This window comes from Desulfonatronum sp. SC1 (assembly GCF_003046795.1).
GTDB lineage: Bacteria > Desulfobacterota > Desulfovibrionia > Desulfovibrionales > Desulfonatronaceae > Desulfonatronum.
The window spans coordinates 1-24562 of the sequence record NZ_PZKN01000043.1; the positions used below are offsets into that span (position 1 = coordinate 1).

A 24562-nucleotide genomic window follows, 5' to 3' on the forward strand; every position below is an offset into this window, starting at 1 on the left:
ACAATGCAGCAGATGCGCACACTCCATTCATGTCTTTGTTGGAATGCCGGGGCACGAAAAGCGACCCGCAAGCTTGAGGAACCAAGCGACGCCCAGGCCCAGATACTGAAGGCCATGGGCTACGGAGTGAGCAGTGGGGTCTTACAGGAATTGGCGACTTAACACACCGAAATCACTTGCGTTTCCAAAAAAAATGACGTTCAATCTGTTAAACTCCTGTTTGAGTGTATAAAAGCCCAGAAATCCTGGGCAGACAGGCAAGATGCCTGTCCCACTATTGTGTTTCCTGGGAGATTCTCTAAAAAAAACGCCTCCAGCTTTCCATGAATAGAAAGCCTGGAGGCGGTTTTCCAATGGGACTTGCAGCGAGAAAGACCAGCTACTCGGCCTTCTTGGCCCGGGTGGTTTTCTTGGCCGCGGGCTTTTTTGTTGTGGTTTTCTTGGTTGCCGTTCGTTTCGGAGCCGGTTTGGTTGAGTCCGAGGGCGTTTTTGAAGCAGCTTTTGAGGCGGCTTTGTCGGCAGCCTTGGTCGCGGCCTTTTTGGGCGTGGGTTCGGAAAAGTCCGGGAGCGGGCCTTCGGTTTCCTCGAAGTCCTCGGCCACCGGGATGAAGTGGCGGCACTCCTTGACCGGGCAGGACAGGTAGTTGCCGCGCTTTTCCGTGTGGCGGCGGAGCATGATCGGGAAGTCGCACTTGGGGCAGGGCTGGGCCACCGGGGGGGCGGGCATGGCCGTGGTGCAGTCCGGGTAGCGGCTGCACGAGAAGAACATCTTGCCGAAGCGCGAGCTGCGCTCCACCAGGTCGCCGGTGCAGCCATCAGCCGGGCAGGGCACCCCGGTGGAGTAGGATTTGGTGTACTTGCACTTGGGGTAGGAGCCGCAGGCATAGAACCGGCTTCCGGTGCGGGCCTTTTTCAGGACCACGTCCCCGCCGCAGTCCGGGCAGGTGCCGACCTTGACCGCCTCTTCCTTGGGCAGCTTCTCGATGGTCTTGATCTTTCCGGACTCGTCCCGGGTGAAGTTGCCGGTGAACGAGCAGTCCGGATACCCGGAGCAGGCCAGAAAGGCTCCGGCCTTGCCGAACTTGATCACCAGGGGCTTGGCGCATTCCGGGCAGGGCATTCCGGCGTCGATCCCGCCCTTCACCGCGGCCATGTCCTTCTTGGCCTTGTCCAGGACGGGATAAAACTCGCCCGTGAACCGGCGCATCAGCTCCACCCAATCCTGGCCGCCCTCGGCCACCTGGTCCAGGGACTCTTCCATCTGGGCCGTAAAATCCACGTCCATCAGCCGGGTGAAATGCGCGGTCAGTTGATCCGTGACCACGTAGCCCAGTTCCAGGGGCACGAAGTGGCGCTCTTCCTGGGTGACATACTCCCGGTCCAGCAGGGTGGAGATGATCTGGGCGTAGGTGGAGGGCCGACCGATGCCCTTTTCTTCCAGCTCCCGGATCAGCGAGGCCTCGCTGTAGCGCGGCGACGGCTGGGTGAACTTCTGTTCCTTGAGCAGTTCCTGGAGCCGCAGTTCCTGCTTCGGGGTCAAGGTGGGCAGTTCCTGGTTCTTATCCGCCTCCCCTCCGCCGTAGACCTTGAGATAGCCGGGAAAAATCAGCCGTTCGCCCTTGGCCCGCCACTGGGTGTGGGCCGCGGCCACGGTGATGGTGGTGTCCCAGAACCGAGCCGGGCTCATCTGCGAGGCCACGAAGCGGGTCCAGATCAGCTTGTAGAGCTGGTACATGTCCCGGGGCAGATAGGCCTGGAGCATTTCCGGGGTCAGGGTCACGTCCACGGGCCGGATGGCTTCGTGGGCTTCCTGGGCGGATTTGCGGGACTTGAAATACCGTTCCTTTTCCGGGCAATAATCCGGCCCGTAGGATTCCAGGATCAGCTTGCGCACGTCCTTGATCGCATCGGGCGAGGTGCGCACCGAGTCGGTCCGCATGTAGGTGATCAGGGCCTGGATGCCCCGGTCCCCCAGCTCCACGCCCTCGTACAGGCGCTGGGCCAGGGACATGGTCCGTTTGGCCGGATAGGAAAAGCGGCGGCTGGCTTCCTGTTGCAGGGTGGAGGTGATGAAGGGCGGGCCGGACTGACGCTGCCGTTCCTTTTCATCCACGGACTCCACCACGAAGGGCGCTTTGGAAACCGCGGCCTCCAGCTCTCCAGCCTGGTCCGCGGAGCCGATGTCCGGCTTTTTGCCGTTCACCTTCCACAGGTCGGCCTCGATCACCGCGGCGCTCTTGTCCGCCAGTTTGACCTTGAAGACCCAGTATTCCTTGGGCTCGAAAACCTGACGCTCCCGCTCCCGGTCCACGATCAGCCGCAGGGCCACGGATTGGACCCGGCCCGCGGAGATGCCGCGCTTGACCTTCTGCCAAAGCAACGGCGAAAGCTTGTAGCCCACCAGCCGGTCCAGCACCCGCCTGGCCTGCTGGGCGTTGAACAGATCCAGGTTCAGGGTCCTGGGATGCTCCAGGGCCTCGCGCACGGCCCTGGCCGTGATCTCATTGAACTGGATCCGCTTGATCCGCGGATTGGCGTCCTTGATCAGCTCGGCCACGTGCCAAGCGATGGCCTCGCCTTCCCGGTCCGGGTCCGGGGCGAGATAAATCTGGTCCGCCTGGGCCGCCAGTTTCTTGAGCTGCGCCACGACCTTCAGCTTGCCGGGAATCACCTCGTATTCCGGGGCGAAATCGCCCGTTTCATCCACTCCCAGCACCTTTTTCGGCAGGTCGCGAACGTGACCCACCGAGGCGCTGACCTCATAATCCGGTCCAAGAAACTTCTTGATGGTTTTGACCTTGGCCGGCGACTCAACGATGATCAAATCTTTACTCATAATGCGCAGGGCAAATACCCATCCCTCGGCCCCATGGCAAGCCCCCCCGCCATACCCTTTCCCGGGCGGACTTGTACTCGCTCCCCACCCGCTGTCTGAATCGGCATCGAAATCGAAATCGTGATCGAAATCGAAAGCATTTCCAGGAAAATGACGTTATCACGGGATGATGCGCGACATTCTCCGATTTCGATTGCGATTGCGATTTCAATGAAAACGGATTCGCCCGCCACCCCCTTTCCTCGGGGGATGACAGCGAACCCGAGAGCGGATAGGTTCACACGGCTGTCTTGCCCCATCTCAACGAATCCTTGGAGAATATTCATGAAAATACTGATCACCGGCGCCGCCGGGTTCATCGGCTTCCATACCGTCCTGCGCCTGCTGGAGCAGGGGCACGAGGTGGTGGGCCTGGATAATATCAACGATTACTACGACGTCCGGGTCAAATACGGCCGTCTGGCCCACTCGGGGATCGCGGAGTCCGACATTGCCGTGAACCGGACGATCCAGAGCACGGTCCACCCCGGCTACCGCTTCGTGCGCATGAACCTGGAGGACGGGGCCGGGCTGATGAACCTGTTCGCCCGGGAAAAGTTCGACCGGGTAATGCACTACGCGGCCCAGGCCGGGGTGCGCTACAGCCTGACCAATCCCCACGCCTACATGCAAGGCAACTTCGTGGCCTTCCTGAACCTGCTGGAAGCCTGCCGCCATCACCCCGTGGAGCACTTCGCCTTTGCCTCCAGTTCCTCGGTCTACGGGCTGAACCAGACCATGCCCTTTTCCACCCGCCACAACGTGGACCATCCCATCAGCCTCTACGCGGCCAGCAAGAAGTCCAACGAGCTGATGGCCCACACCTACAGCTATCTCTACGGCCTGCCCACCACGGGCCTGCGCTTCTTCACCGTGTACGGACCCTGGGGCCGTCCGGACATGGCCCTGTTCCTGTTCACCAAGGCCATTCTCGAAGGCCGGCCCATCGACGTTTTCAATCACGGCCAAATGCGACGCGACTTCACCTACGTGGACGACATCGTCGAGGGCGTGCTGCGGGTGATCCACCACGCGCCCCAGGGCAACCCGGATTGGGACGGGACGGTGCCCGACCCGTCCTCATCTCCGGCCCCCTGGAAGGTCTACAACATCGGCAATTCCCAGCAGGTGGAACTGATCCGGTTCATCGAAGCCCTGGAAGAAGCCCTGGGCAAGAAGGCCGAAAAGAACTTTCTGCCCCTCCAGCCCGGCGACGTCCCGGCCACCTGGGCCGACACCGCGGACCTGGAGCGCGACCTGGGCTACCGCCCGAACACTCCGGTGGGGGTGGGCATCCAGCGCTTCGTGGACTGGTATCGGGATTTTTTCCGGATCTGATCCGGCCAAGAGTTAGGAGGCAGATATGGTCTCGATCCTCACCCGCTATCTGAAATCGGTATCGAAATCGAAATCGAGCGTCATGCCCAGGCAGGCGACGTAACCACGGGGTGATGCACTACATTGTTCTATTCCGATTTCGATTTCGATCGCGATTTGGATTTTGATGTGAGCAGATTTGCCCTGGGGTCACGAACGCGGAGAGTCACTTATGACGGAAACCTATGACATCCTGGTGATCGGCGCTGGCCCGGCGGGCTATGCCGCGGCCCTGGAGGCCGCGGCCCTGGGCAAGTCCGCCGCGTTGGTGGAACGGAACCTGCTCGGAGGAACCTGCCTGAACAGGGGCTGCATCCCCACCAAGCTCTTTCTCGGGGCCACGGCTCCCATTCCCGCCATGGCGGCCCAGTCCCGCCTGCGCCTGGGCCAGGGGAGCTTCACAGTGGACATGGCCGCCCTGCAAAAACGCAAGACGTCCCTGCTCGCGGCCACGCGCCAGGCCATGACCAAAACGCTGGAAACAGCGGGAGTACGGCTGATCTCAGGGGAAGCGGAACTTCGCGGGCCGACCCGGGCCGTGGTGCGATCGGCGGACGATTCGCAAACCCGGATCGACTTTCACCGCCTGATCCTGGCCCTGGGCTCGTCACCAGGCTGGCCGGAACTTCTGACCCCGGACGGCGAGGCCGTGCTCACCTCGGACCACGCCCTGGACCTGGGCAGCGTCCCGGAGTCCCTGGCCGTGATCGGGGCCGGAGCCATCGGACTGGAAATGGCCCAGTTTTTCCAGCGCATGGGTTCGTCCGTGACGCTGATCGAAGCCGCCGAGCGCATCGCCCCCACCGAAGATCCGGAAATCTGCGCCCAACTGGCCTCCATGCTCAAGCGCCTGGGCGTGACCGTCCGGGCAAACGCGACCGTCTCCGCGCTGGAACGAACGGCGGACGGAGTCCGCGTCCGTCTCGGTGCGGGAGAGGAAGTGTCGGCATCCAAGGTGCTGGTGGCCGTGGGCAGAAAGCCCAACACTCACTTTCCGGGACTGGAAACGATTCTTCCGGCCAGGAAGAAAAACGCTCTGGAAGTGGACGAGAATCTGATGCTCAGCGAGCATATCTTTGCCGTGGGAGACTGCAACGGCAAGACCCTGCTGGCTCATGCCGCCGAGGACCAGGGCCGGTTCGCGGCCCGGTACGCCGCCGGGAAGATCTCCGGCCCCTACGCGCCGGGCCCCATCCCGTTCTGCATCTACGGTGATCCGGAGGCTTTCCGGGTCGGCCCGACCCTGAAGGATGCCCAGGCCAAGAACGTATCCTGCACCGAATCCAAGGCCCAGTTGGCCGCCAACCCCGTGGCCCAGGCAGCCGCGGCGCCTCACGGCCTGGTCAAAGTCCTTTGGCACGACGATACCGTGATCGGCGTCAGCGCCGTGGGCCACGGCGTGCTGCACCTGGTCACGACGGCCACGATCATGGTCGCCCAAGGCTGGAGCCGATCCCAGGCCGAAAACCTGATCTTCGCCCACCCCACCCTGGATGAAACGCTGCGCTACGCCTTGCTTGCGAATCAAAAATAAACCTGACAATAAACAACTCGCCCATATCATCAGCGCTCTCCAAAATACATCGTCAATAGAAAGAAAAATACGGGAGAATACGCATGACAACATTAACTGTAACGACGAAAGGGCAGGTAATCCTCCGAAAAAAAATCCTCGAGCACCTTGGGGTGGAGCCGGGTCAGAATATCGAAGTCGATCAATTGCCAGGCGGACGGATCGAGGTCAGAGCCGCTCGACCGAACAACACCATAGATGCTTTTCTCGGACTGCTCTCCAATAAGACAAACAAGAAAGTGGCCACAATAGAGGAAATCGGTGATGCCGCGACCGAGGGCTGGGCTGGACGGCCATGAGGATAATCGCCGACACCAACGTCTTGGTTCGCTGCGTTGTCCATGACGACAAACACCAAGCAGCGATTGCGGCAAAAATCCTGAAAGACGCAGCCGTGATCGCGATACCCGTACCGACTTTGTGTGAGTTCGTTTGGGTGTTGCGCAAGGTCTATGGCGTCGCCGACGGCGATATTGCCGCCGCGATCCGAACTTTGATCAACACGAGAAATGCCGAACTCAACCGCCCGGCGGTCGAAGCTGGTTTAGCTTTGCTCACCGCCGGCGGCGACTTTGCCGACGGCGTTATTGCCCACGAGGGAATCTGGCTGGGGGGCGAGACATTTGTTTCTTTCGACAAAAAAGCAGTTTCCCTGTTGACGAGTCAAGGGAAGTCCGCAATCGACCTTTTGGCTGGTCGGCACACGACGCAGCAAGAATAATGTTCCGCACCCTTACTCCTCTGGTCCTGGCGTCCGGCTCACCTCGGCGCAAGGAACTTCTCGCCAATCTGGGGCTGGATTTTTCCATCCACCCGGCCCTGACTCCCGAACCGGCCTTCACTCCCGGAACCGACCCCGAGGCTTTTGCTCTGGACGCGGCCAAGGCCAAGGCGCGGGAAGTGGCGGCGCTTCAGCCGGAGGCCGTGGTCCTGGCCGCGGACACCATCGTGGTGTTGGATGGGGACGTGCTGGGCAAGCCGGTGGATTCTGGGGAGGCCCTGGCCATGCTGGAACGGCTGGCCGGGCGGGAGCATGTGGTGATTACGGGCTGCTGCCTGCTGGATCCAAAAAACGACGATGAGCAACATTTCGCCGTGCGGACCACCGTGTGGATGCAAAACTTCGGGCCGGAGGTTCTGGCCGCCTACGTGGCCACGGGAGAGCCCATGGACAAGGCCGGGGCCTACGGCATTCAGGAGCGGGCCGCCCTGCTGGTGGACCGGATTCAAGGTTCCTACACCAACGTGGTCGGACTCCCATTGGCTGAGGTGGTCCAGCGCCTGCTAAACCGCTCGATCATTACTCCGCACCGCCCTTGAAAATGCGGTCTCGGCCCGCGCACGCTCTTCACTCTTCACCCCTTGCCCCCTTCTTCCCCACCGGCGCGAGGTAGACCGCGAACTCCTCCTCGCCGTCCACGCCCAGCAGATGATCCACTTCTTCCTGGTCGTAGGCTGCAACGGCGCACGTTCCGGCCCCCACGGCCTCGCAGGCCAGATAGAGATTCTGGCAGACATGGCCCGCGTCCAGAAGAATGACCCGATGGGCGGTCAGGCCGTAACGCCACTCCATGCGTTCGGGAATGCAGGCCCAGACAAAGGTGACCGCGGCCCGGCCCACGAATTTCTGGCCGTAGGCGGCCCGGGCCAGCGCGGACTCCATGTCCGGCACGTCCCGGACATGGACCAGTGCGTGGTCCAGGGGCAGGTAGCGATACAGCCCTGGAGCCAAGTCCACAACCTTATTGATGAACAGATAGGTTTCAAAACTGTGCCGGGCGCCTGCCGAAGGGACAGTGCGCAAGGCAGTGCCCTGCCCGAGCATCTTGCGGATCCCCTGGGTGGCCCAAAGCAGAAAGGCCAACTCGACCAGGGTCAGTTCCTCGTCGGAATACCTGCGCCGACTCTCCCTCTGGGCAATGGCCTCGATCAGAGGCGTACGCCCCATTGAATCCGGCCATTGGTCTGGAGCGGACAACGTAATTTTTCGAGGTTCGAGAGGGGCCGGTTTCTGTACCGGAGGCGGGGCGAGCCCCAGGTTTTGGGCGGTTCTGGAAAAATCCGTCTGCTTGCGCAGGTGGTCGGTCAAGAACAGGCGATGAGCCCGCAAGCGGTCATCATTCATCGGCTTGCTCCTCCGTCACTGGCCCATTCTCTCCAGCCGACTCCTCCAGCAAGGCCCACAGTCTTCTCTCCAGTTCCTCCAGGCCCGTTCCCTCCAGAGCGGAAACCAGCATCAATCCGGGCCGATCCCGTTCAGCCCGCTCCCGCAACCAGGCCAGACGATCCTCGGGCCAGAGGTCGATCTTGTTCACCACCAGCAGTTGGGGCTTCCGGCTCAAGGCCGGGTCGAAACCGGCCAGTTCCTCGTCCAGCAGGGTGAAACCGGCCCAGGGATCTCCCTCCTGACCATCTCCCGACGATTCGGGTCCGGCGATCTCCTCCACGCTGAGAACATGCAGCAGAAAGCGGGTCCGCTCCACGTGCTTCAGGAATTTGTGTCCCAGCCCGCGCCCTTCATGGGCCCCGCTGACCAGTCCGGGAATATCGGCCAACACGAGCCGCTCCCCGTGCTCGCCCTGCATCACGCCCAGATTGGGGGACAGGGTGGTGAACGGATATGGGGCGATCTTCGGACGGGCCGCGGACAGGGCGGAGATCAGCGTGGACTTGCCGGCGTTGGGCAACCCGATGATCCCCACGTCGGCCAGGATCTTCAGTTCCAGCCGAATCCTCTTTTCCTCTCCGTCCTCCCCCGGTTGAGCGAACCGGGGCGTGCGCATGGTGGCGGACTTGAAATGGGTGTTGCCCTTGCCGCCCCGCCCGCCCTTGGCCAGGACGATGGTCTGGCCCGGAACGGCGAGATCCACGATCAGCCGGCGCTCTCCGTCCTCGCCCACCTCGAACAGCTGAGTCCCCAGCGGAACATCCACGATCAGGTCCTCGGCGTCCGCGCCGGTCCGTTCCCGGCCCGAGCCGGGCTGACCATTACGGGCCTCGTAGACTCGCTTGAGTCGAAAATCATACAAGGACAGCAGCTTGGGTTCGGCTCGGAACTGTACGTCTCCGCCCCGACCTCCGTCGCCACCGTCCGGGCCGCCCTTGGGAATATATTTTTCCCGCCGAAAGGACACGCAGCCATGTCCGCCGTGGCCGGAACGCACGGTTACTTCCGCCTCATCTACAAAACGCATGGTTCACCTTTCCTGATGATTCGCCGTCGCGTAAACTCTCTTCACGAGAGGCCGCGACGGGTCATAATTTCTTGAATATCCAAGGGGTCACCCCGATGCGGAGCGCGGCCCAGGTTCAGGGCGGCTTGCGGACACTTGGAAACGCAGACCCCGCAGCCCATGCAGGCGACCGCGTTCACCTCCCATCCGTCGCCCCGTCGCTGGATGGCCTGGAACTGGCAATGGCTGGCGCACAACCCGCAATCAACGCATCGCTCGCGATCCATGGCGCAAACATACCCGGACGAGGCCAGCATGGGCGTCCCGCCCCGATGGGCCTGCATGGCCCCGCAACAACAGGAGCAACAGTTGCAGATGGCGTAAAACCTGCCAAGCATCACATCCTTGAAAAAGGCATGGTGAACATGGCCGCGGTCGTGTTCCGCCTTGAGGATATCCTGGGCCTCTTCCTGGGTGATCCAGCGACTTTTGTCCGGATGATGCTCGGCGATGAACCCGGCAAAGGGTTCCCCCACGATCAGGCAAACGCCCACCGGGACGCAGGGATTGGGGCTGGATGCCCGACACGGGCAGTCCAGGGCCAGGATATGGTCCGGGTTCCGCAGGACGATTTCCCGGGCCGCGGCATAGGGGACGACCTGTTCCAGGTCCCCGAGGTCGATGTCCCGGTTCACCGTCACCAATTTTCGGGCGTGGTCCAGGTGCAGCACCTTGCCGTGATAGGTGTCTGCAAAAGTTTTACGCCCAGGACTGGGAGCCCCGGGTTTGCCATCCGACGGCGTGGGCGTTCGAAACAGCGCACCCAGCGGCTTGATCGCCCGAGCCAACGGATGCCGCCCGGTCCCCAGGGCGATGTACAGTTGGGGCCAGCGACTGTAAACATACCCATGCAGCCACTTCCAGATCGAATAGTCGGATCTGGCGGCAAACTGCTCAAAGTAGGCGCGCGTGCCCGGCTTACGCAAAAAACGTGACAGCATTGCGGATCGTCGGCCTCAGGCCGTGTCTTTGGTCCCGGTATGGGTGAAGGCGTCGGCGTGCATCTTGTAAAAACGGCCCATGTCCGTCGCGATTTCCCGCCCGCAGGGGCAGACCAGCATGCCGTCGCGCTCCTGAACGTCGAAACGCTTGGAGATGCGGGCCTTGTGGCAGCGCAGCACCTTGCCCGGCCCAACCTTCTTGTACTTCCACAACTTGGCCTTGCAGCCGGAACATTTGATGGTCAGCACGGCGGTTCGGTTCGGACGCGCCCGGCGCTACGCGACGCGCGAGTTGAGGCGAGGGGATCAGGCGGTTTCCGGTTCCGTGGAGTCAAAGGAAACCTCCACCACCAACGAGCCTTCGCTGGTGGTGAAGGGAATGGACAGAATCGGGGACGAGGTGATGTGGCTGATCTTGTGCCCCTTGCCGATGATCACCGTGGGGGTGGAGGCTTTGAGGGTCATGCCTTCCTTGACCAGATCCTGACGGGCCTGGCCGGCGATCATGTTCGTCAACTCGCCCACGGCATCCGCGATTTCATCGTTGATCTCCGTGTAGTTCTCGGCGAGCATGTTGTTGACGATCTTCAAAATCACAGCCTCATCCAGGGTCAACGACATCACTCCGTCCGCGGTCCCGGAAATGCCGATGGTCCCGGTAACGTCGCCCACCGCGGATCGCTTGCGATTGATGTACGGCTTGCCCGGCGTGACCTCCACCGAGGCCATCATGCCCAAGACACCGACAACCGCGTCCAGGAACGGATTGATGATGCCGACATCGTAGCGTGGTGCCATGAGCGCGAAAAAAGGAACGGCGGCCGACTACAGCAGCACGGCCGTAATTTCCTCGAAGTGAGCGTCGTGCATGCTCATCAACTGGGACAAAAAGCGTTCGTCCAGTTCCAGAAGGTTCCAATCCTCCTGGGTCATTCCTGGCAACGCATACATTCCACCGGTGGATATTTCCGCGACATTGGCCATGATGTCCGCAAGCTGAATGATGGCTGCTTCTCTTCTGGAAGCAGCCTTTTCAGGGTCATGGTGATGACCGATGAGGTCCTTCAGGGCTTTTGGAAACCCCCACTCGGCCAGCAACAGTTCCCCCACTTCAGCATGGTTATAATCCAAAATCGTGGATTCGGCCTCCACCAAGGGCACCATGTCGCTCCGGGCCAGAAGCAGCGCTTCAACCGATGCGTAGGCCATGTTTTTGAAAATGATCAATCGACCGACGTCGTGCAGCAGTCCGGCGGTAAAGTGGCGCTCCGAGGGCAGCTTCAGCTTTGCGGAGATCAATTTGGCGAACACGGCGCAGCGCAGGGAGTGCCGCCAAAACGTACGCATGTCCATCAACTCCGGAGGGATGTTCTTGAAGTAGTTGATGGTCGAGATGCCCAAAGCCAGGGTGGAAATTTCCTGTGCTCCGACCAGAGAAACGGCCCGTGAGACGGAATCAACCTTGGCGGTAAAACCGAAAAACGGACTGTTCACCAACTTGAGCAGCTTGGCTGAAAATCCCACGTCCGTGTTAACCACGTCGGCGATGTCCCGAGCCGAACTCTTGGGATTGTCCAGGATTTCACGGATCTTGAAATAAATATCCGGAAAAGAGGCCAAGCCGACTTCATGGCGGACGATTTGCGCGGCGTTGTCCACATCCTTGATGAACTCGTCGGCGAGGTGCTCAACGTTTTTGGCCCGCAGCGCGCTCTCGCAGGGCATTTCCCAACCGCTCAGTACAGCCTCGGCCGTGCGCTTCACGGCAATGGAGAAAAGACGTTTCAGGGCTTCGTGGTCCGGGTCGACATAGATGAAAAAATTCCGAACATGGCGCTCGGCCTGACGCATAGCTTCGGATTCGAAGTCCATGTCCACGGGCAAACGCACATACGCGGCGGGAAAACCGACTTGCTTGAGCAAGGTGATCTGCTCATCACCAAGCAGGGTACCGGACTCCAAAAGGATGCCACCGTCCACCCCCGGAATTTTTTTCGCCAATATCATGCCGGGAAGGAGATATTCCGTGCAGACTCTGATCACACCCAACCTCCGTTACGGTAAGAACTCTGAGCGAATCGCATCACGCTTCCTTTCTGTAAACAATCCCCCCCGGCTTGATCAGGGGCTTGAAGGCGCGAGAATGCTTGTGAATGGTTTCGGAGTGGCCAAGTACAAGATATCCCCCCGGCAGCAAATTGTCGTAAAAACCGGCGATGACTTTTTGCTTCATGGCGTCGTCAAAGTAGATGATCACGTTACGGCAAAAAATGATATGCGAACGCGGTACGCGCTTTACGGCCAGCTTGTCGTTGAGATTGATCAGCCCCAGGGAGACCAGTTTTTTGACCTTGGGGTGGATTCTGTATCCGCTGGGCTCCTTGGTGAAGTACCGGTTCGTGATATCCTGGGACGTGGTCCGCAAGGAGTGTTCCCCGTACAACCCCTCCCTGGCCTTGGCGATCATGTCCGGGGAAAGGTCATTGGCCGTGATCCGAATTTTCCAGCCAAGAATGGACATGCGCAAGGCTTCGTGGAGCATGATGCCCAAGGTGTAGGGTTCTTCCCCGGAAGAGCAGCCGGCGGACCAAATATGCAACGTCTTGTCGTCGGAGTTTCCGCGTTCTTCCAGGACTTCCTTGAGCACGAATTTTTCAAAGACGTCCAACTGTTTGAGATCCCGAAAAAAGCTGGTCTCATTGGTGGTGATCTTGGAAAAAAAGAATTTCAACTCCTCGTCCTTGTTCGGGCCACGCCGCAGGAGCATCGTGTATTCGCCGTAACTGCGCAGCCCCAGTTCAGCAAGCCTCGGACCAAGGCGATTTTCAAGGAGGTATTTGCGCCGTTCCGGGATGTCGATACCCGAAAGATCGTAAATGTACTGACGTAGTTCAGCGAACTCCTGGGTGCTGATCGCCGTCGATTGGCGCAAACTCAAGGTGCTTGGTGTGCTCAAAGCCATGGGCCTTTCTCGATGATTGAAGATGAGCGGAAAGTCAGGTGTAAAGCATCACTAGGGGGAAAAAGCTACCAAACCCCGACTAAAAAGAAAAGCGGAGAAAAAAAAAGTGCGAACTCCGGAGTCCGCACTTTTCATTACAGTAGTCACTCGCGCCGCGATGCTGCGCAAGTTCTTAAAACGTCTCGGTGAATTAGCTGGAGGGAACGATATTAACCCTGGTCTTGACCTTGCGTTGCCGGGTATAACGCTCAAACTGAACCACGCCGTCGGTCAACGCGAAGAGGGTATAATCCCTCCCCATGCCGACGTTTTTTCCGGGATGAAACTTGGTCCCCAACTGACGAACGAGAATATTGCCGGCCAAAACCTGCTGGCCGCCGAAGCGCTTCACGCCGCGTCGCTGGCCGGCGCTGTCGCGACCGTTTCTGGAGCTTCCTCCAGCCTTTTTATGTGCCATGATGCTCCTCCCTGGCTAGGCCTGAATGGATTTGACCTTGATTCGGGTGAATTCTTGACGATGCCCCTGCTTTTTCCTGGAATCCTTGCGTCGCCAGAACCGAAACACGATAATCTTCTTGTCTCGTCCGTGCTCCAGGACTTCACACGCCACCTTGGCGTCCGGCACGTACGGCTGTCCGGCCGCGGCCTCTTCGCCGTCGCCGACAAGCAGAACCTTGTCCAGGAAGACTTCCGCGCCGGTTTCGGCGTGAATTCTGTCGACCTTGAGGCTCGCTCCCTCTTCCATGCGGTATTGTTTCCCGCCTGACTCAACGATTGCATATTTCATTATCGGCCTCCCAAATGCAGAAACAGTCCTCATATGCGAAACACTTTCACATCGTCAAGGGCTTTTTTCGATGTTCACGAGATTTTCTTCCTCCTTTGGCGCCATGACAAGCCTCCAGGAGCGTCTCACTGGGTCCTCGTTCAGACCTCGCCCGCTCAGGCCCTGGCCAGAACAAGCAGGTCTACGCGCGTCGCCCCGCATCGCTTCAACTCTTTGGTCGCGGCTCGGACCGTAGCTCCGGTAGTCAGGATGTCGTCCACCAGCAGCACGGATCGTCCCCGGAGTTTGGCGGGCGAGGCCTGAAAAGCTCCGGCCAGGTTATGGACGCGATCGGCCCTGGGCAGGGTATGCTGGGGAGGCGTATCACGCACCCGGATCAAGGCATGGGGTTCCAACCGCCCATACTTGCCCTCGGATTCACCTTGGACCAATCCTCGGGCCAATTCCAGACTCTGATTGAATCCGCGTCCTCGCAATCGTCGAGGATGCAAGGGAACCGGGATGATCAGATCATGTCCGAGAGCGCCGCGAAATTCCAGGGAGCGACGGAGTAAGCCGTGCAGCACCCCACCCAGTCCAAGCTGGCCTTGAAACTTGAAACGCAACACCAAGGCCTTGAGGCGTCCCTCGTACGGCCCATAAAAAAAGGCTTCCTCCCAGGGCGGCGGAGTGACGCGACAATCCAGGCACAGTGTCATGGGTTCCGAGGAAACAGGAAAGATCAGGCCGCAGCGAAGGCAAAATCCCTCGGTCTGCCGCGGCAGTTCGGCTCGGCAAACGACGCATGCACCGAGCCCCTCACTCGAATCGCCGCCGCAAACTCCGGTCTTTCCTGGAGCATCCAAGTCCGCAAGAACTCCGCAGACCGGACACCGTCGCCCCAGCGCTGGAAAGCCGGATCGAAGAAAATTCGCTACAACGCCACGACACCGACCCACGACGCGCCGAAGTGAACTCAGACCGAATTCTGCTTGACCAAGTTCACCCATGCCTCACGACCAGCGGCAATCAACTCTTCCCCAGCCTGGGAATGCATGCGCAAGTCCTCGGATGCATCAATTCCGCGAAAGGCGTGGTGTTCCTGAATGGTGAAATTGAAGGTGGCCAGGAAATACTTCAAGGTCAACAGCGCCCCTTCGAACAATCGCTCGCCTTGACGCCGACCGGCCACCAGGTTGATCACCGCGGAACGCGGAGGGAGTCCCTTGAGCAGCGCATCCCCCCGCTCCCATCGCAGGTAGTAGGATTGGCTGCGGTCGATCCAGGCCTTGAACTGAGAGGGCAAGTGATAGAAGTAGATGGGCGCGGCGATGAAGAGCATGGGGGCCGACAGCAAGGCCTGAAACAGAGGCGAACTCTGATCCCGAGCAACCAGAAAACACTCTCCTCGTGGATCCTGTTCGCAGCGCATGCAGCCCAGACACGGATGAATGGCGAAGTCCCTGAGATAGAACAATTGCCCACGCCCTCCGGCTCGAAGCACCCCTTCCCGAAAAAATTCCGCCGCGTTGTCGCTGTTGCCTCCGCTGCGCGGACTGCATGAAAAAATCGCCGGCGAGGTGAAGTCGCCAACAGCGTAAGGCGCGACCTCATTCATGGAGTCGACGGGCTGCGCCATCTTCCTTTCTCCATCAACCATGCGGGCTACTCCTCAAAAAACGGATTGGTTCGTTTCTCTTCCTCAATGGTCGTGGCCGGACCGTGCCCGGGATAAACCACCGTCTCCGGTGGCAGGATGAACAGCCGGGAGCGGACCGCGTCAAGCAACGTCTCCAGGTCGCCTCCGAAAAAATCGGTCCGTCCGATGGATCCGGCGAAAAGCACATCGCCCACGAACACCGCGCCCAGCTCGGGAAAATAGAAGGAAAGACTTCCCGGGCTATGTCCGGGCGTGAACAAAGCCCGGCATTTCAACCCGATCAGGGTCAGTTCCCCCTCGTTAATGGGTTCGTACGCAAAAGGCTCCACCTTGGGCATGCCCATGTAATTGCCGCCGCCTATACCGCTGGCCAGCAACGGGACGTCTTTTTCCGGAACCCGAATGGGGGCCTTGGTGGCCGCGTGCAGGGCCTGGTTGCCGTAGAGATGGTCGAAGTGCAGGTGGGTGTTCAGAATCAGCCGGATTTGCAAATTATTGGACGCCGCGAAACCCAGGACCGCGTCCGGGGCACCGCCCGGATCGACGACCAGCGCTTCTTCGCCGTTGGCCACGAGGTAGCAGTTGGTTTGCAAGGGCCCCAGGGGAAAGGTATGCACGGATGGCATTTACAAAGCCTCCAAAAGAAGTTCTTCCAAGGGATGCCGCGAGGAGCCGCCGGCGCCGTCAAGCCGCGAGGACGGCTGGGTCGGATGCCCCAGAGCAATCACGGCCATCAGCCGGTACTCCTCGGTACGCAGTTGGAGCGCCCCCATGACCAGCGCCTCCTGGTTGATGATCTCACCCAGCCAGACCCCGCCCAGCCCAAGGCCGTGAATGGCCAGGAGCATGTTCTGAATACAGGCCCCGGCGGCTTGATGGTCCTTGCCTTCATGATACATGGCCGGCTTGTGCAGGAACACGACGATCAAGGCTTGGGCTTCGCGGACGATGTGGCCGTACTTCGTCAATCCGGCCAAAGCCGTTTGTCGAGGATCTCCGGAACGAACGACCAAATAGCGCCAGGGTTGGTTGTTCAACCCGCTGGGAGCCCAACGTCCGGTCTCCAGAATACGCCGTAGATCCTCGGTGTCCACGGCCCGATCCGTAAATTTTCGCACGCTGCGCCGCCCGAGCAGGGCCTGAAAAACGCTCATTTCGGCATGTTCAGCGGACATGACGACCCTCCGTAAAAAGGCGACGAGAAGCCGGTTCGTTCACTTCTTCCGCCGTTTTTCCTGAATGCGCTGGGCCGTGTACGCGCCCAGCCCGCCGCAAATAACCCCAAGAAAGAAAGCTCGGCCCATGTCGTATCCAAACCAGACCGCCATCAAGCCGATGGACCCCCCGATAATCGCGCCGCGAATCAAGGGATGCAGGCCTTTTTGCGAATCATGTGTCATATTGCACCACCGTTTTTTTTGATTATCCATACAATCCATCCCCCGAACTGGCAACCGTCTTTATAAAATACTTGCCGGGCCGAGCTTGACCAACAACCCGTTCTTGGAGGATTATAGAATTTTATTTTTTACGGGCAGCCCATGAAGCTTCCCACCGCATTGATTTTCAAAACCATCCATGACGCGCATCACATCTGATTTCGACAACCTCTCCGCCCAAGATACGGCTTCTTCCGACGCCTCCCTCCCAGACGGCGCTCGGAACCAACGGTTGACCCACTTTTTTTTTGAAATCGGCATGTTGCGTAAAACGCCGCGCACCGGGTACCAATTTTTGGGCTCCGGTCGGGAGAACGTCGCCGAGCACTCCTTTCGGACCACGGTCATAGCCTATGTCCTGGCCTCGCTGACTGGGGCGAGCATGGGACGGACCATGGGCATGGCCCTGTTTCACGACCTGCACGAAACCCGGATCGGCGACTTCAACTACGTCAACCGGATCTACAACAGCCGCAACGCCCTGTTGGCCCTGGAGCACGCACTGGAAGGGACCGGCCTGAACGAGGTGCTCCAATGGTGGCACGAACTGGAAGAAGAACAGACTCTGGAAGCCCGGCTGGTGCATGACGCGGACCAGCTTGACCTGATCCTGAATCTGAAGCAGGAACAGGATCTCGGCAACCCTTACGCCGCCAAATGGATCGACTGTGCCGTTCCGCGTCTGCGCACCGACGTGGCCAAGGCCCTGGCCGAAGTCATCCTGCACACGGACCACGCGGACTGGTGGTTCTCCGGTCCGGATCCATCCTGGTGGAGAAAATGAGAAGAACAGTATTCAGGAGACGGGAATCAGCAATCAAAGTGAAAGCTCCATCGCCCGTCCAAACCGTCTGACCCCTGAATGCCGACTCCCGCATCCCGTCCCCCCATGACCCAACTCATCTCCTCCCTCGGCACCGTCGCTCTGAACATCTCCCGGGAAACCGGCCGGATGATGATGCTTCTACTGGAAGCCGTGGGCTGGCTGTTCCGTCCGCCTTGGCGATGGCGGCTGTTTTTCAAGCAGATGGAGTTCATCGGCGTGAACTCGGTATTCGTAGTCGCCCTGACCTCGCTGTTCACCGGCATGGTCCTGGCCCTGCAAACCTACTACGCCTTCCGGATGTTTTCCGCCGAAACCCTGGTCGGAGCCACCGTCGCTCTGTCCATGACCCGTGAACTGGGGCCGGTGATCACGGCCTTGATGGTCACGGGGCGGGCCGGATCGGCCATCGCCGCGGAGATCGGCACGATGCGGGTCACGGAACAGGTGGACGCCTTGTCCGTGATGGCCATCAACCCGGTCCAATATCTGGTCCTGCCGCGGATCATGGCCGGAGTGATCATGCTTCCTCTGCTCACCGCCTTGTCCGACTTCATCGGCGTAGTGGGCGGATACCTCGTAGGGGTCAAGCTGCTGGGCATCCACGGCGGGATCTTCATGAACAAGATATACGAGTACGTGGAGCTCAGCGACATTTACAACGGATTGATCAAGGCGGCCTGCTTCGGTTTGATTCTCACCTTGGTGGGATGCTACAAAGGCTTTTACACCAGGGGCGGTGCCGAGGGCGTGGGCCGGGCCACCACCCAGTCCGTGGTTCTCTCCTCCGTGCTGATTCTGACCTTTGACTATGTGCTCACCGCCCTGATGATGTAGGATGGCGATGGAGCATGGCTATAAACCGACATGACCGCTGAATCGATCATTGAACTGCGCCAAGTGCATAAAAGCTTCGGCCAGGAGCACGTCCTGCGCGGTCTGGATCTGGCCGTGCCCAGGGACTCTGTCAGCGTGATCATCGGTCGCAGCGGAGGCGGAAAAAGCGTCCTGCTCAAGCACATCATCGGCCTGATACGCCCGGACCAGGGCCAGGTCATCATCGACGGCCAGGACATCGCCCGAATGAGCGAACGGAAGATGGCCCCGATCCGTCGCAAGTTCGGCATGCTCTTCCAGGAATCAGCCTTGTTCGACTCCATGAACGTGGAAGATAACGTGGCGTTTCCGCTTCTGGAGCACACCAGTAAAAGCCGCCGGGAAGTTCTGGACATTGTGGCGGAAAAGCTCGCGGCAGTGGGCTTGAAGGACAAGGGACACAAGCTCCCGTCGGAACTCTCCGGCGGGATGCGCAAGCGGGTCGGGCTGGCCCGAGCCCTGGCCCTGGATCCGAAAATCGTCCTTTTCGACGAGCCCACATCCGGGTTGGACCCGGTGATGGCAGCGGCTATCAATGAACTGATCGTGCGTACCCAATCCGAGTTCAAGGCCACCTGCGTGGTCATCAGCCACGACATCCCGGCGGCCATGAGCACCGGACACAAGCTGTTCATGCTCTTTGACGGACGGATCATCGCCCAGGGCACGCCGGACCAGATCCGGGACTGGGACGACGAGGTGGTCCAGCAATTTATTCATGGTCGGGCGCAAGGTCCGATCAAAGTCGTTTAATATCTTCCATGGAGCAAAGATCGTGAGATCCGGAGCAGAAATCAAGGTAGGCGTCTTCGTCCTGATCGCCCTCGCGGCCTTGGCCTACATGACCCTGAAGGTGGGTACCGGCGTATTCGTGCCCAGGGAAAGCTACGAGGTGGACGTCTTTTTCGATAACGTCTCCGGATTGAAAACCAACTCCCCGGTGGAAATCGCCGGCATTGAGGTCGGTTTGGTCCAAGCCGTCGTTCTGGACGAAAACCGAGCCCGGGTGACCCTCCAGTTACTGCCCAACGTCCAGATCCGCTCCGACGCCGTGGCCACTATCCGCACCCGAGGGGTGTTGGGCGACAAGTTCATCGAGATTTCTCCCGGCAGTGATCCGTTTCCCCGGGTTGAAGCCGGAGAACGGATCGCTCGGGGCGACACCCCGGCGGACCTGGACCAGTTGTTCACCAAGGTCGGCGAAATCGCCGACGACATCCGCGTCGTGGCCCGCAGCGCGGCCAACGTTTTCGGCGGAGAGCAAGGCGAGCAAGACTTGCGCTTGGCCTTTCAAAGCCTGCGTGACGCCGCCATGGGCCTGAACGAAATGGTCCAGGCCAACGCCGAAAGCGTTGAGTTCATCGTGCGCAATTTCCGGGAATTCTCCACGGACCTGCGGGATATCGCCGGGACGAACAAGGAAGGCATCGACCGGATCGTGGCCAACCTGGAAGTCGCCTCCGGCCAGCTCAAGACCACTCTGGAACAGGCCGGAGGAGTGCTGGCTCGCCTGGAATCCGGCGAAGGCCCGCTGGCCAAGCTGATCAACGACCCGGAAATGGGTCATGACCTGCGGGAGACCGTTGCTTCCCTGGAAAGCGTCTCCCGAAAAATCGACGAAGGCCAAGGCACCCTGGGCAAGCTGATCAACGAGGACACCACGGCCCAGGAACTGGACAAGGCCCTGGAAGGCCTGAACAGAATCCTCACCAAGCAGGACCAGTTCCGGACCTCCGTGGACTTCACCAGCGAGTACCTGGCCCGCCACGGGGAGACCAAATCCGCCCTGACCCTGCGCCTGCAACCGGCGGAGGACAAGTACTACCTGCTCTCCGTGGTGGACAATCCCCGCGGCCGCCGGGAAAAGACCGAAACCTTCACCGAACGCTGGGTGAACGGCGAGCGGACCACGATCCGGGAAATCGAAGACAAGTACCGCCAGAGCAAGATCACCTTTTCCGCCCAACTGGCCAAACGCTGGGACAACCTGGTGCTGCGCGGCGGCCTGATCGAGAGCACCGGCGGCGTGGGTCTGGAATACTACCTCTGGGACGACCGGGTGCAACTGCTTTTCGAAGCCTTTGATTTCGATCCGGACGACAACCCGCACCTCAAGGCCGGCGCCAAGCTTTACTTCCTGCGCAACTTTTACGCCAGCCTGGGCATGGACGACTTCATCCGCTCGGACCGCCGCTCCTTCTACGCCGGGCTTGGATTCTACTTCACGGACGAAGACCTGAAATACCTGCTCACCAGCGTTCCGGTGCCTGGAAACTGAACTGCTCAGTTACGGTTCCAAGACGGCTCCTGCCGTTTCCATGGCGGACAACCCCGACGATCTGGGCGGCTGGCCAGGAATGTTCCCCATGCCCCCGCCTAAGTGAGACCACGGGCACGGAAGCCCAAAGACCGGCAACTGGGGATGATCGCCCGGAACCGATGGGAATCCGTCGCAACGACAAACCAACCGCACCTTCCTCATGCCCCCCTCAACCTTCACGACATACGTTTTTCTCCCGCCCATGGCCAAGATAAGCGGCGGGTTGGCGGTTTTGCTGCAAGTCGCCGAGCATCTGGACCGGGGAGGTTTTCCGGTACGGGTGGTGCGCAGGGAAGGAGGACGCCCGGCTTTGCCCGAGTGGTTCCAGGTTCCGGTGATGGAATGGGGCCGGCTTCAACTGGACGGCGACGACGTCTGGCTGGTTCCCGAGGGGTGGGCCAACGCCCTTGCGCCGGGTTTGCGGGCTGGGGCGAAGTGCGTGGTTTACGTTCAGAACTGGGCGTATCTTTTTTCAAGCCTGCCTCAAGGCGTGTCCTGGCGCGACCTGGCCGTCTCCTTTCTGGCCGTCTCCCGCCCGGTGTCTTGGTTCATTGAGCAAGCCCTGGGCCGGTCAAGCCTGGTGGTAAGACCGGGCATCAATCGATCTCTGTTTCGTCCTCCGGACCGGAAACCGGACGGTCCGCTACGCGTGGCCTTCATGCCGCGAAAAAACAAAGCCCTGGCGGACCTGATCCGGGACCTGTTTTCCGCCAGAAATCCGGAATTTGGCCTTGCGGATCAGATGATTTGGATCGACATCCAAGGCCGATCCCACGCGGAAGTCGCCGAACTACTGACCCACAGCCACATTTTTCTGGCCACGGGCTTCCCGGAAGGCTTTTCGCTGCCGCCTTTGGAAGCCATGGCTTGCGGTTGCTTGCCCGTAGGTTTCGCCGGCTTTGGAGGGTGGGAGTACATGACCCCCATCAATGAAGAAGGAGGGGGAGATCAAGAACCTTGGCGTCCCTGGTTTCCTGTCCCGGAGAATCCATGGCCGGGTAACGGCTTTTGGGTTCCGGACGCCGACGCCATGGCCGCGGTCCTGGCCTTGGAACAAGCCGCCAGGCTCTTGAGGAACCAGGGGCCGAAGCTGGAGCAGGCCCTCCATGCCGGCCAACTTACGGCCGACGCCTTCGCCCTGGAGGCGCAGCGCGAACAAGTCCTTGCCGTGTGGCCGAAAATCACATCATCGAAGGCATGGGCCCGTCTCACCTGATGAGACAAAGATGCATAGGGAATGTTCTGGAGAGCTTCGGTGAGAGTCTCGGAGGAGCTCCGTGAGCAATCTCGGCGAGATCAGTGGATCGTGGCTTGGCCGACGGCCTGGGCTTCCAAAGTTTGAATCAGCCGGTCCATCTGGCGTCCCACCGGGCTTTGACGGGACATCTCCCGCTCCACCTGGGTGATGCCCTTGATCACGGTGGAGTGCTTGCGATTGAAGGCTTCGCCGATATTTTTCAAAGACAGGTCCGTGTGCTTCCGGGCGAGATAAAAAATCGTATTCCGGGCCAGGACGTTTTCCTTTTTTCGGCTTTTGGTCCGCAGGCTATCATGAGAAAGATTGAAAGACCGGCAAATGAAGCCGATAATTTTCTCCAAATCCGGCTTGGGCGTATTGGGCGCATAATTTTTCAACACTTCCATGGCCAAGCCGTGGGTGATGCGCTGATTCATCAGCCGAGCCTTGATCACCAAGTTCTGGAGGCAATTTTCCAGCAAGCGGATATCGCTTTGAATGGAGTTGGCGAACAACTCGTTCACGTCGTGGGGGATCTGAACCTGAAACACACTGGCTTTGGCCTCCAGAATGCGCATCCGGGTTTCAAAGTCCGGCTTGTCGATCACGGCCATGAATCCATCGCAGAACTGCGATGCCAATAGACTATCCAGCTTGGGCAGTTCCTTGGGAAGGAAGGAACTGGTAAACACGACCTTTTTCCCGGCGGCTCGCAAGGATTTGACCGTGGCCAACAACTCCTCCTGAGTCTTTTCCTTGCCCTGAAGAAAGTGAATGTCTTCCAAGAGCAGAACGTCCACCCCATCCCGGAAACCGGCCTTGAAGTTTTCCATTTCGCGTTGCTTCAGAGCCATAACCATCCGACAGGCGAAATCCTCCGCACTGAGATAAGCCAATCGGACCCGTCCTTGTTTCCCCCCCCCGTTGGCAGTCAACTCTTGACCGATGGCCTGGAGCAGATGAGTCTTGCCCAGCCCCGGCGCGGAACAAATATAGAATTGATCCGTGACCAACTGATGGCGACAAATGCTCCGGGCAGCGCTAAAAGCCAATTCGTTGCTGGGACCGACCACGAAGTCCCTGAAAGAAAATCGCCATGCTCCGGCAGGCGCCCCAGCATGGCCAGAAGCCGAATTTCCGATCGTTCGGGCCATTGGCGTGGGCGTGGAGACGGGAAGGGGCAGGGCGTGCTGGCGCCCCACTGAAGCCTGATGTTGGCGGGCTCGTTGGGGTACGGAACGTTCAATGCGTCCATCCAGACCGAGAGCAGTCCCCGAAATATTTGTCGGAATATTTTCCGTGATAATCACCGAGGATTGCGTTGCCGGTCTCCCGTCTGCGGTTTTGGAGATATTCGGCGAGGCAAGGGCAGGCTTTCTTCCCGGTATATCGTTGGTTCCGTCAAGCGAAGCACACTGTATCCGGACGGGAAGCTCTCGATTCGCGGCTTGCCGCACGGCCTGTTCGATTGCCTCCAGATAGCGGTTCTTGACCCATGAGGCCACAAACCCGTTGGAGGCGGTAAGAGCTAGTCCGTCTCGGTCCAAACGGGCTTGCAGGGGGGTCAACCAAGCCCGGACATGTGTCGGATTGATTGATTTTTCTAAAATTTCCAGGGATTTTTTCCAGACGACGCTCATGGGTGTAATTCTTACACTGATTCCGTTTTTTAGGGCAACCGGCGTATCAGGCATTTTATCTTCTCGTCGACCATATTTTAACCAATCGACAACATACTGAAATACCATCATTTCAAATTCTATAATCTGCTAACCCGTTAGATAATCGACCAGAATCCACACCTGGGCCAATCCCTGGTCCAGTGTGGCTTTTCTCACGTCAAGGGATATATTACGAACAGACGATTCTCATAAAATTAAAGAATACAGCTTTTTTCTTCATTTTATTCTATTTTTCAAGCAACATGTTACGGAGGATTCCTTCGACGAATCAGAATGCACTCAAGATGGCGGGGGAACGCGACAAGCCGTAAGCATTCACCTCTTTTCCACCTTATCCGGAACAATGCACAATTCCACCCACTGCCCGCAAGGTGAAAAAGCTCTCCCCCAAATTCGGCCGTTGAACGCAAAAACGCCCGCTTAGTTGACTAAGCGGGCGTTTTTGCGATGAGAAATGATCTGGCGGCGTCCTACTTTCCCACGGTTAAAACCGCAGTATCATCGGCGCTGGAGGGCTTAACTGCCGAGTTCGGAATGGGGTCGGGTGTGTCCCCTCCGCCAAGGCCACCAGAACAAATTTGGCGTGAGGTGGTCCGTGGGTGACGCGGATCTTGGGCATTTTTAAGCCGCGGATCACAATCACGGATCACCAGTTTCATAGGTAATGAAGTATAGAGAGGTTAAGACTCACGGTCTATTAGTACTGGTCAGCTGAGCGCATCGCTGCGCGTACACCTCCAGCCTATCAACCTGGTGGTCTACCAGGGACCTTTAGGGAATCACTTCCAGGGAGACCTA

The 24562-nt window shown here is 59.4% G+C and carries 26 protein-coding genes and 2 rRNA genes; 10 read left to right on the top strand and 18 right to left on the bottom strand.

Annotated features, from left to right (window positions below; all coding sequences use genetic code 11):
• Positions 1–379 precede the first annotated feature (379 nt).
• Positions 380–2836 (bottom strand): type I DNA topoisomerase, encoded by a 2457-nt coding sequence (topA, locus tag C6366_RS16910; protein WP_107740092.1) that lies wholly within the window; start codon positions 2834–2836, stop codon positions 380–382.
• A gap of 324 nt (positions 2837–3160) precedes the next feature.
• On the opposite strand from topA, the gene C6366_RS16920 reads away from it, so the two are divergent.
• The 5 genes from C6366_RS16920 (at position 3161) to C6366_RS16940 (ending at position 7145) form a co-directional block, all read left to right on the top strand.
• Positions 3161–4213: an NAD-dependent epimerase gene (locus tag C6366_RS16920; protein ID WP_107740096.1), complete on the top strand. Its 1053-nt coding sequence runs from the start codon at positions 3161–3163 to the stop codon at positions 4211–4213.
• Between the two features lie 211 nt (positions 4214–4424).
• Positions 4425–5786 carry an NAD(P)/FAD-dependent oxidoreductase gene (locus C6366_RS16925; protein ID WP_107740097.1) on the top strand — a complete coding sequence of 454 codons (1362 nt, stop codon included), beginning with the start codon at positions 4425–4427 and terminating at the stop codon, positions 5784–5786.
• A gap of 83 nt (positions 5787–5869) precedes the next feature.
• Positions 5870–6124 (top strand): AbrB/MazE/SpoVT family DNA-binding domain-containing protein, encoded by a 255-nt coding sequence (locus C6366_RS16930; RefSeq protein ID WP_107740099.1) that lies wholly within the window; start codon positions 5870–5872, stop codon positions 6122–6124.
• Positions 6121–6546 carry a type II toxin-antitoxin system VapC family toxin gene (locus tag C6366_RS16935; protein ID WP_107740101.1) on the top strand — a complete coding sequence of 142 codons (426 nt, stop codon included), beginning with the start codon at positions 6121–6123 and terminating at the stop codon, positions 6544–6546. The genes C6366_RS16930 and C6366_RS16935 overlap by 4 nt, the downstream gene beginning before the upstream one ends.
• Entirely contained in the window at positions 6546–7145 is a 600-nt protein-coding gene (locus tag C6366_RS16940) for a nucleoside triphosphate pyrophosphatase (RefSeq protein WP_107740103.1), read from the top strand. Before C6366_RS16935 ends, C6366_RS16940 begins: the two co-directional genes overlap by 1 nt.
• A 28-nt stretch (positions 7146–7173) precedes the next feature.
• Here the strand turns inward: C6366_RS16940 and C6366_RS16945 are convergent, their stop codons facing one another.
• The 14 genes from C6366_RS16945 to C6366_RS17010 all read right to left on the bottom strand — a co-directional run bounded on the left by C6366_RS16945 (position 7174) and on the right by C6366_RS17010 (position 16787).
• The gene (locus tag C6366_RS16945) at positions 7174–7950 is read right to left on the bottom strand and encodes a SagB/ThcOx family dehydrogenase (RefSeq protein WP_107740105.1); all 777 of its coding nucleotides are present in this window, start codon (positions 7948–7950) and stop codon (positions 7174–7176) included.
• A complete protein-coding gene (gene obgE / locus C6366_RS16950; protein WP_107740107.1) occupies positions 7943–9019 on the bottom strand; it encodes a GTPase ObgE in 1077 nt (358 codons plus the stop codon). Before obgE ends, C6366_RS16945 begins: the two co-directional genes overlap by 8 nt.
• 41 nt (positions 9020–9060) lie before the next feature.
• A complete protein-coding gene (locus C6366_RS16955; protein ID WP_107740109.1) occupies positions 9061–9999 on the bottom strand; it encodes a 4Fe-4S binding protein in 939 nt (312 codons plus the stop codon).
• Between the two features lie 15 nt (positions 10000–10014).
• Entirely contained in the window at positions 10015–10248 is a 234-nt protein-coding gene (locus C6366_RS16960; RefSeq protein WP_107740111.1) for a hypothetical protein, read from the bottom strand.
• Between the two features lie 57 nt (positions 10249–10305).
• Positions 10306–10797, bottom strand: a complete 492-nt coding sequence (locus tag C6366_RS16965) for a chemotaxis protein CheX (protein WP_107740113.1) — start codon at positions 10795–10797, stop codon at positions 10306–10308.
• A gap of 27 nt (positions 10798–10824) precedes the next feature.
• Positions 10825–12042, bottom strand: a complete 1218-nt coding sequence (locus tag C6366_RS16970) for an HDOD domain-containing protein (RefSeq protein ID WP_233248549.1) — start codon at positions 12040–12042, stop codon at positions 10825–10827.
• A gap of 40 nt (positions 12043–12082) precedes the next feature.
• The gene (locus tag C6366_RS16975) at positions 12083–12961 is read right to left on the bottom strand and encodes a protein-glutamate O-methyltransferase CheR (protein ID WP_107740117.1); all 879 of its coding nucleotides are present in this window, start codon (positions 12959–12961) and stop codon (positions 12083–12085) included.
• Between the two features lie 190 nt (positions 12962–13151).
• Positions 13152–13418, bottom strand: a complete 267-nt coding sequence (gene rpmA, locus C6366_RS16980; RefSeq protein ID WP_107740119.1) for a 50S ribosomal protein L27 — start codon at positions 13416–13418, stop codon at positions 13152–13154.
• A 15-nt stretch (positions 13419–13433) separates the two neighbouring features.
• Positions 13434–13748 carry a 50S ribosomal protein L21 gene (gene rplU / locus C6366_RS16985; protein ID WP_107740121.1) on the bottom strand — a complete coding sequence of 105 codons (315 nt, stop codon included), beginning with the start codon at positions 13746–13748 and terminating at the stop codon, positions 13434–13436.
• Positions 13749–13903: 155 nt separating this feature from the next.
• Positions 13904–14446, bottom strand: coding sequence for a ComF family protein (locus C6366_RS16990; protein WP_158269840.1), 543 nt, complete (start codon positions 14444–14446; stop codon positions 13904–13906).
• A 257-nt stretch (positions 14447–14703) separates the two neighbouring features.
• A complete protein-coding gene (locus C6366_RS16995; RefSeq protein WP_233248550.1) occupies positions 14704–15366 on the bottom strand; it encodes a flavodoxin family protein in 663 nt (220 codons plus the stop codon).
• A gap of 26 nt (positions 15367–15392) precedes the next feature.
• Positions 15393–16013 carry an MBL fold metallo-hydrolase gene (locus C6366_RS17000; RefSeq protein WP_107740125.1) on the bottom strand — a complete coding sequence of 207 codons (621 nt, stop codon included), beginning with the start codon at positions 16011–16013 and terminating at the stop codon, positions 15393–15395.
• On the bottom strand, positions 16014–16562 hold the full coding sequence (locus C6366_RS17005; protein ID WP_233248551.1) for a nitroreductase family protein: 549 nt from the start codon (positions 16560–16562) through the stop codon (positions 16014–16016).
• A 39-nt stretch (positions 16563–16601) separates the two neighbouring features.
• Complete coding sequence (locus C6366_RS17010; protein ID WP_031385386.1) at positions 16602–16787, bottom strand: hypothetical protein; 186 nt, start codon at positions 16785–16787, stop codon at positions 16602–16604.
• Positions 16788–16965: 178 nt separating this feature from the next.
• On the opposite strand from C6366_RS17010, the gene C6366_RS17015 reads away from it, so the two are divergent.
• From C6366_RS17015 to C6366_RS17035, 5 genes are all read left to right on the top strand, one after another.
• Complete coding sequence (locus C6366_RS17015) at positions 16966–17610, top strand: HD domain-containing protein (RefSeq protein WP_107740127.1); 645 nt, start codon at positions 16966–16968, stop codon at positions 17608–17610.
• A gap of 105 nt (positions 17611–17715) precedes the next feature.
• Complete coding sequence (locus C6366_RS17020) at positions 17716–18486, top strand: ABC transporter permease (RefSeq protein ID WP_107740129.1); 771 nt, start codon at positions 17716–17718, stop codon at positions 18484–18486.
• Between the two features lie 30 nt (positions 18487–18516).
• On the top strand, positions 18517–19278 hold the full coding sequence (locus C6366_RS17025; protein ID WP_107740131.1) for an ABC transporter ATP-binding protein: 762 nt from the start codon (positions 18517–18519) through the stop codon (positions 19276–19278).
• Between the two features lie 22 nt (positions 19279–19300).
• Complete coding sequence (locus C6366_RS17030; RefSeq protein ID WP_233248552.1) at positions 19301–20803, top strand: MlaD family protein; 1503 nt, start codon at positions 19301–19303, stop codon at positions 20801–20803.
• 202 nt (positions 20804–21005) lie between these two features.
• The gene (locus C6366_RS17035; RefSeq protein WP_107740135.1) at positions 21006–22061 is read left to right on the top strand and encodes a glycosyltransferase family 4 protein; all 1056 of its coding nucleotides are present in this window, start codon (positions 21006–21008) and stop codon (positions 22059–22061) included.
• A gap of 80 nt (positions 22062–22141) precedes the next feature.
• On the opposite strand, the gene C6366_RS17040 is transcribed toward C6366_RS17035, so the two are convergent.
• From C6366_RS17040 to C6366_RS17050, 3 genes are all read right to left on the bottom strand, one after another.
• Complete coding sequence (locus tag C6366_RS17040) at positions 22142–23722, bottom strand: DnaA/Hda family protein (protein ID WP_158269841.1); 1581 nt, start codon at positions 23720–23722, stop codon at positions 22142–22144.
• A 499-nt stretch (positions 23723–24221) separates the two neighbouring features.
• Positions 24222–24336: ribosomal RNA gene (rrf, locus tag C6366_RS17045) — 5S ribosomal RNA — on the bottom strand.
• A gap of 104 nt (positions 24337–24440) precedes the next feature.
• Positions 24441–24562 (bottom strand): 23S ribosomal RNA (locus tag C6366_RS17050); the annotation flags it as partial.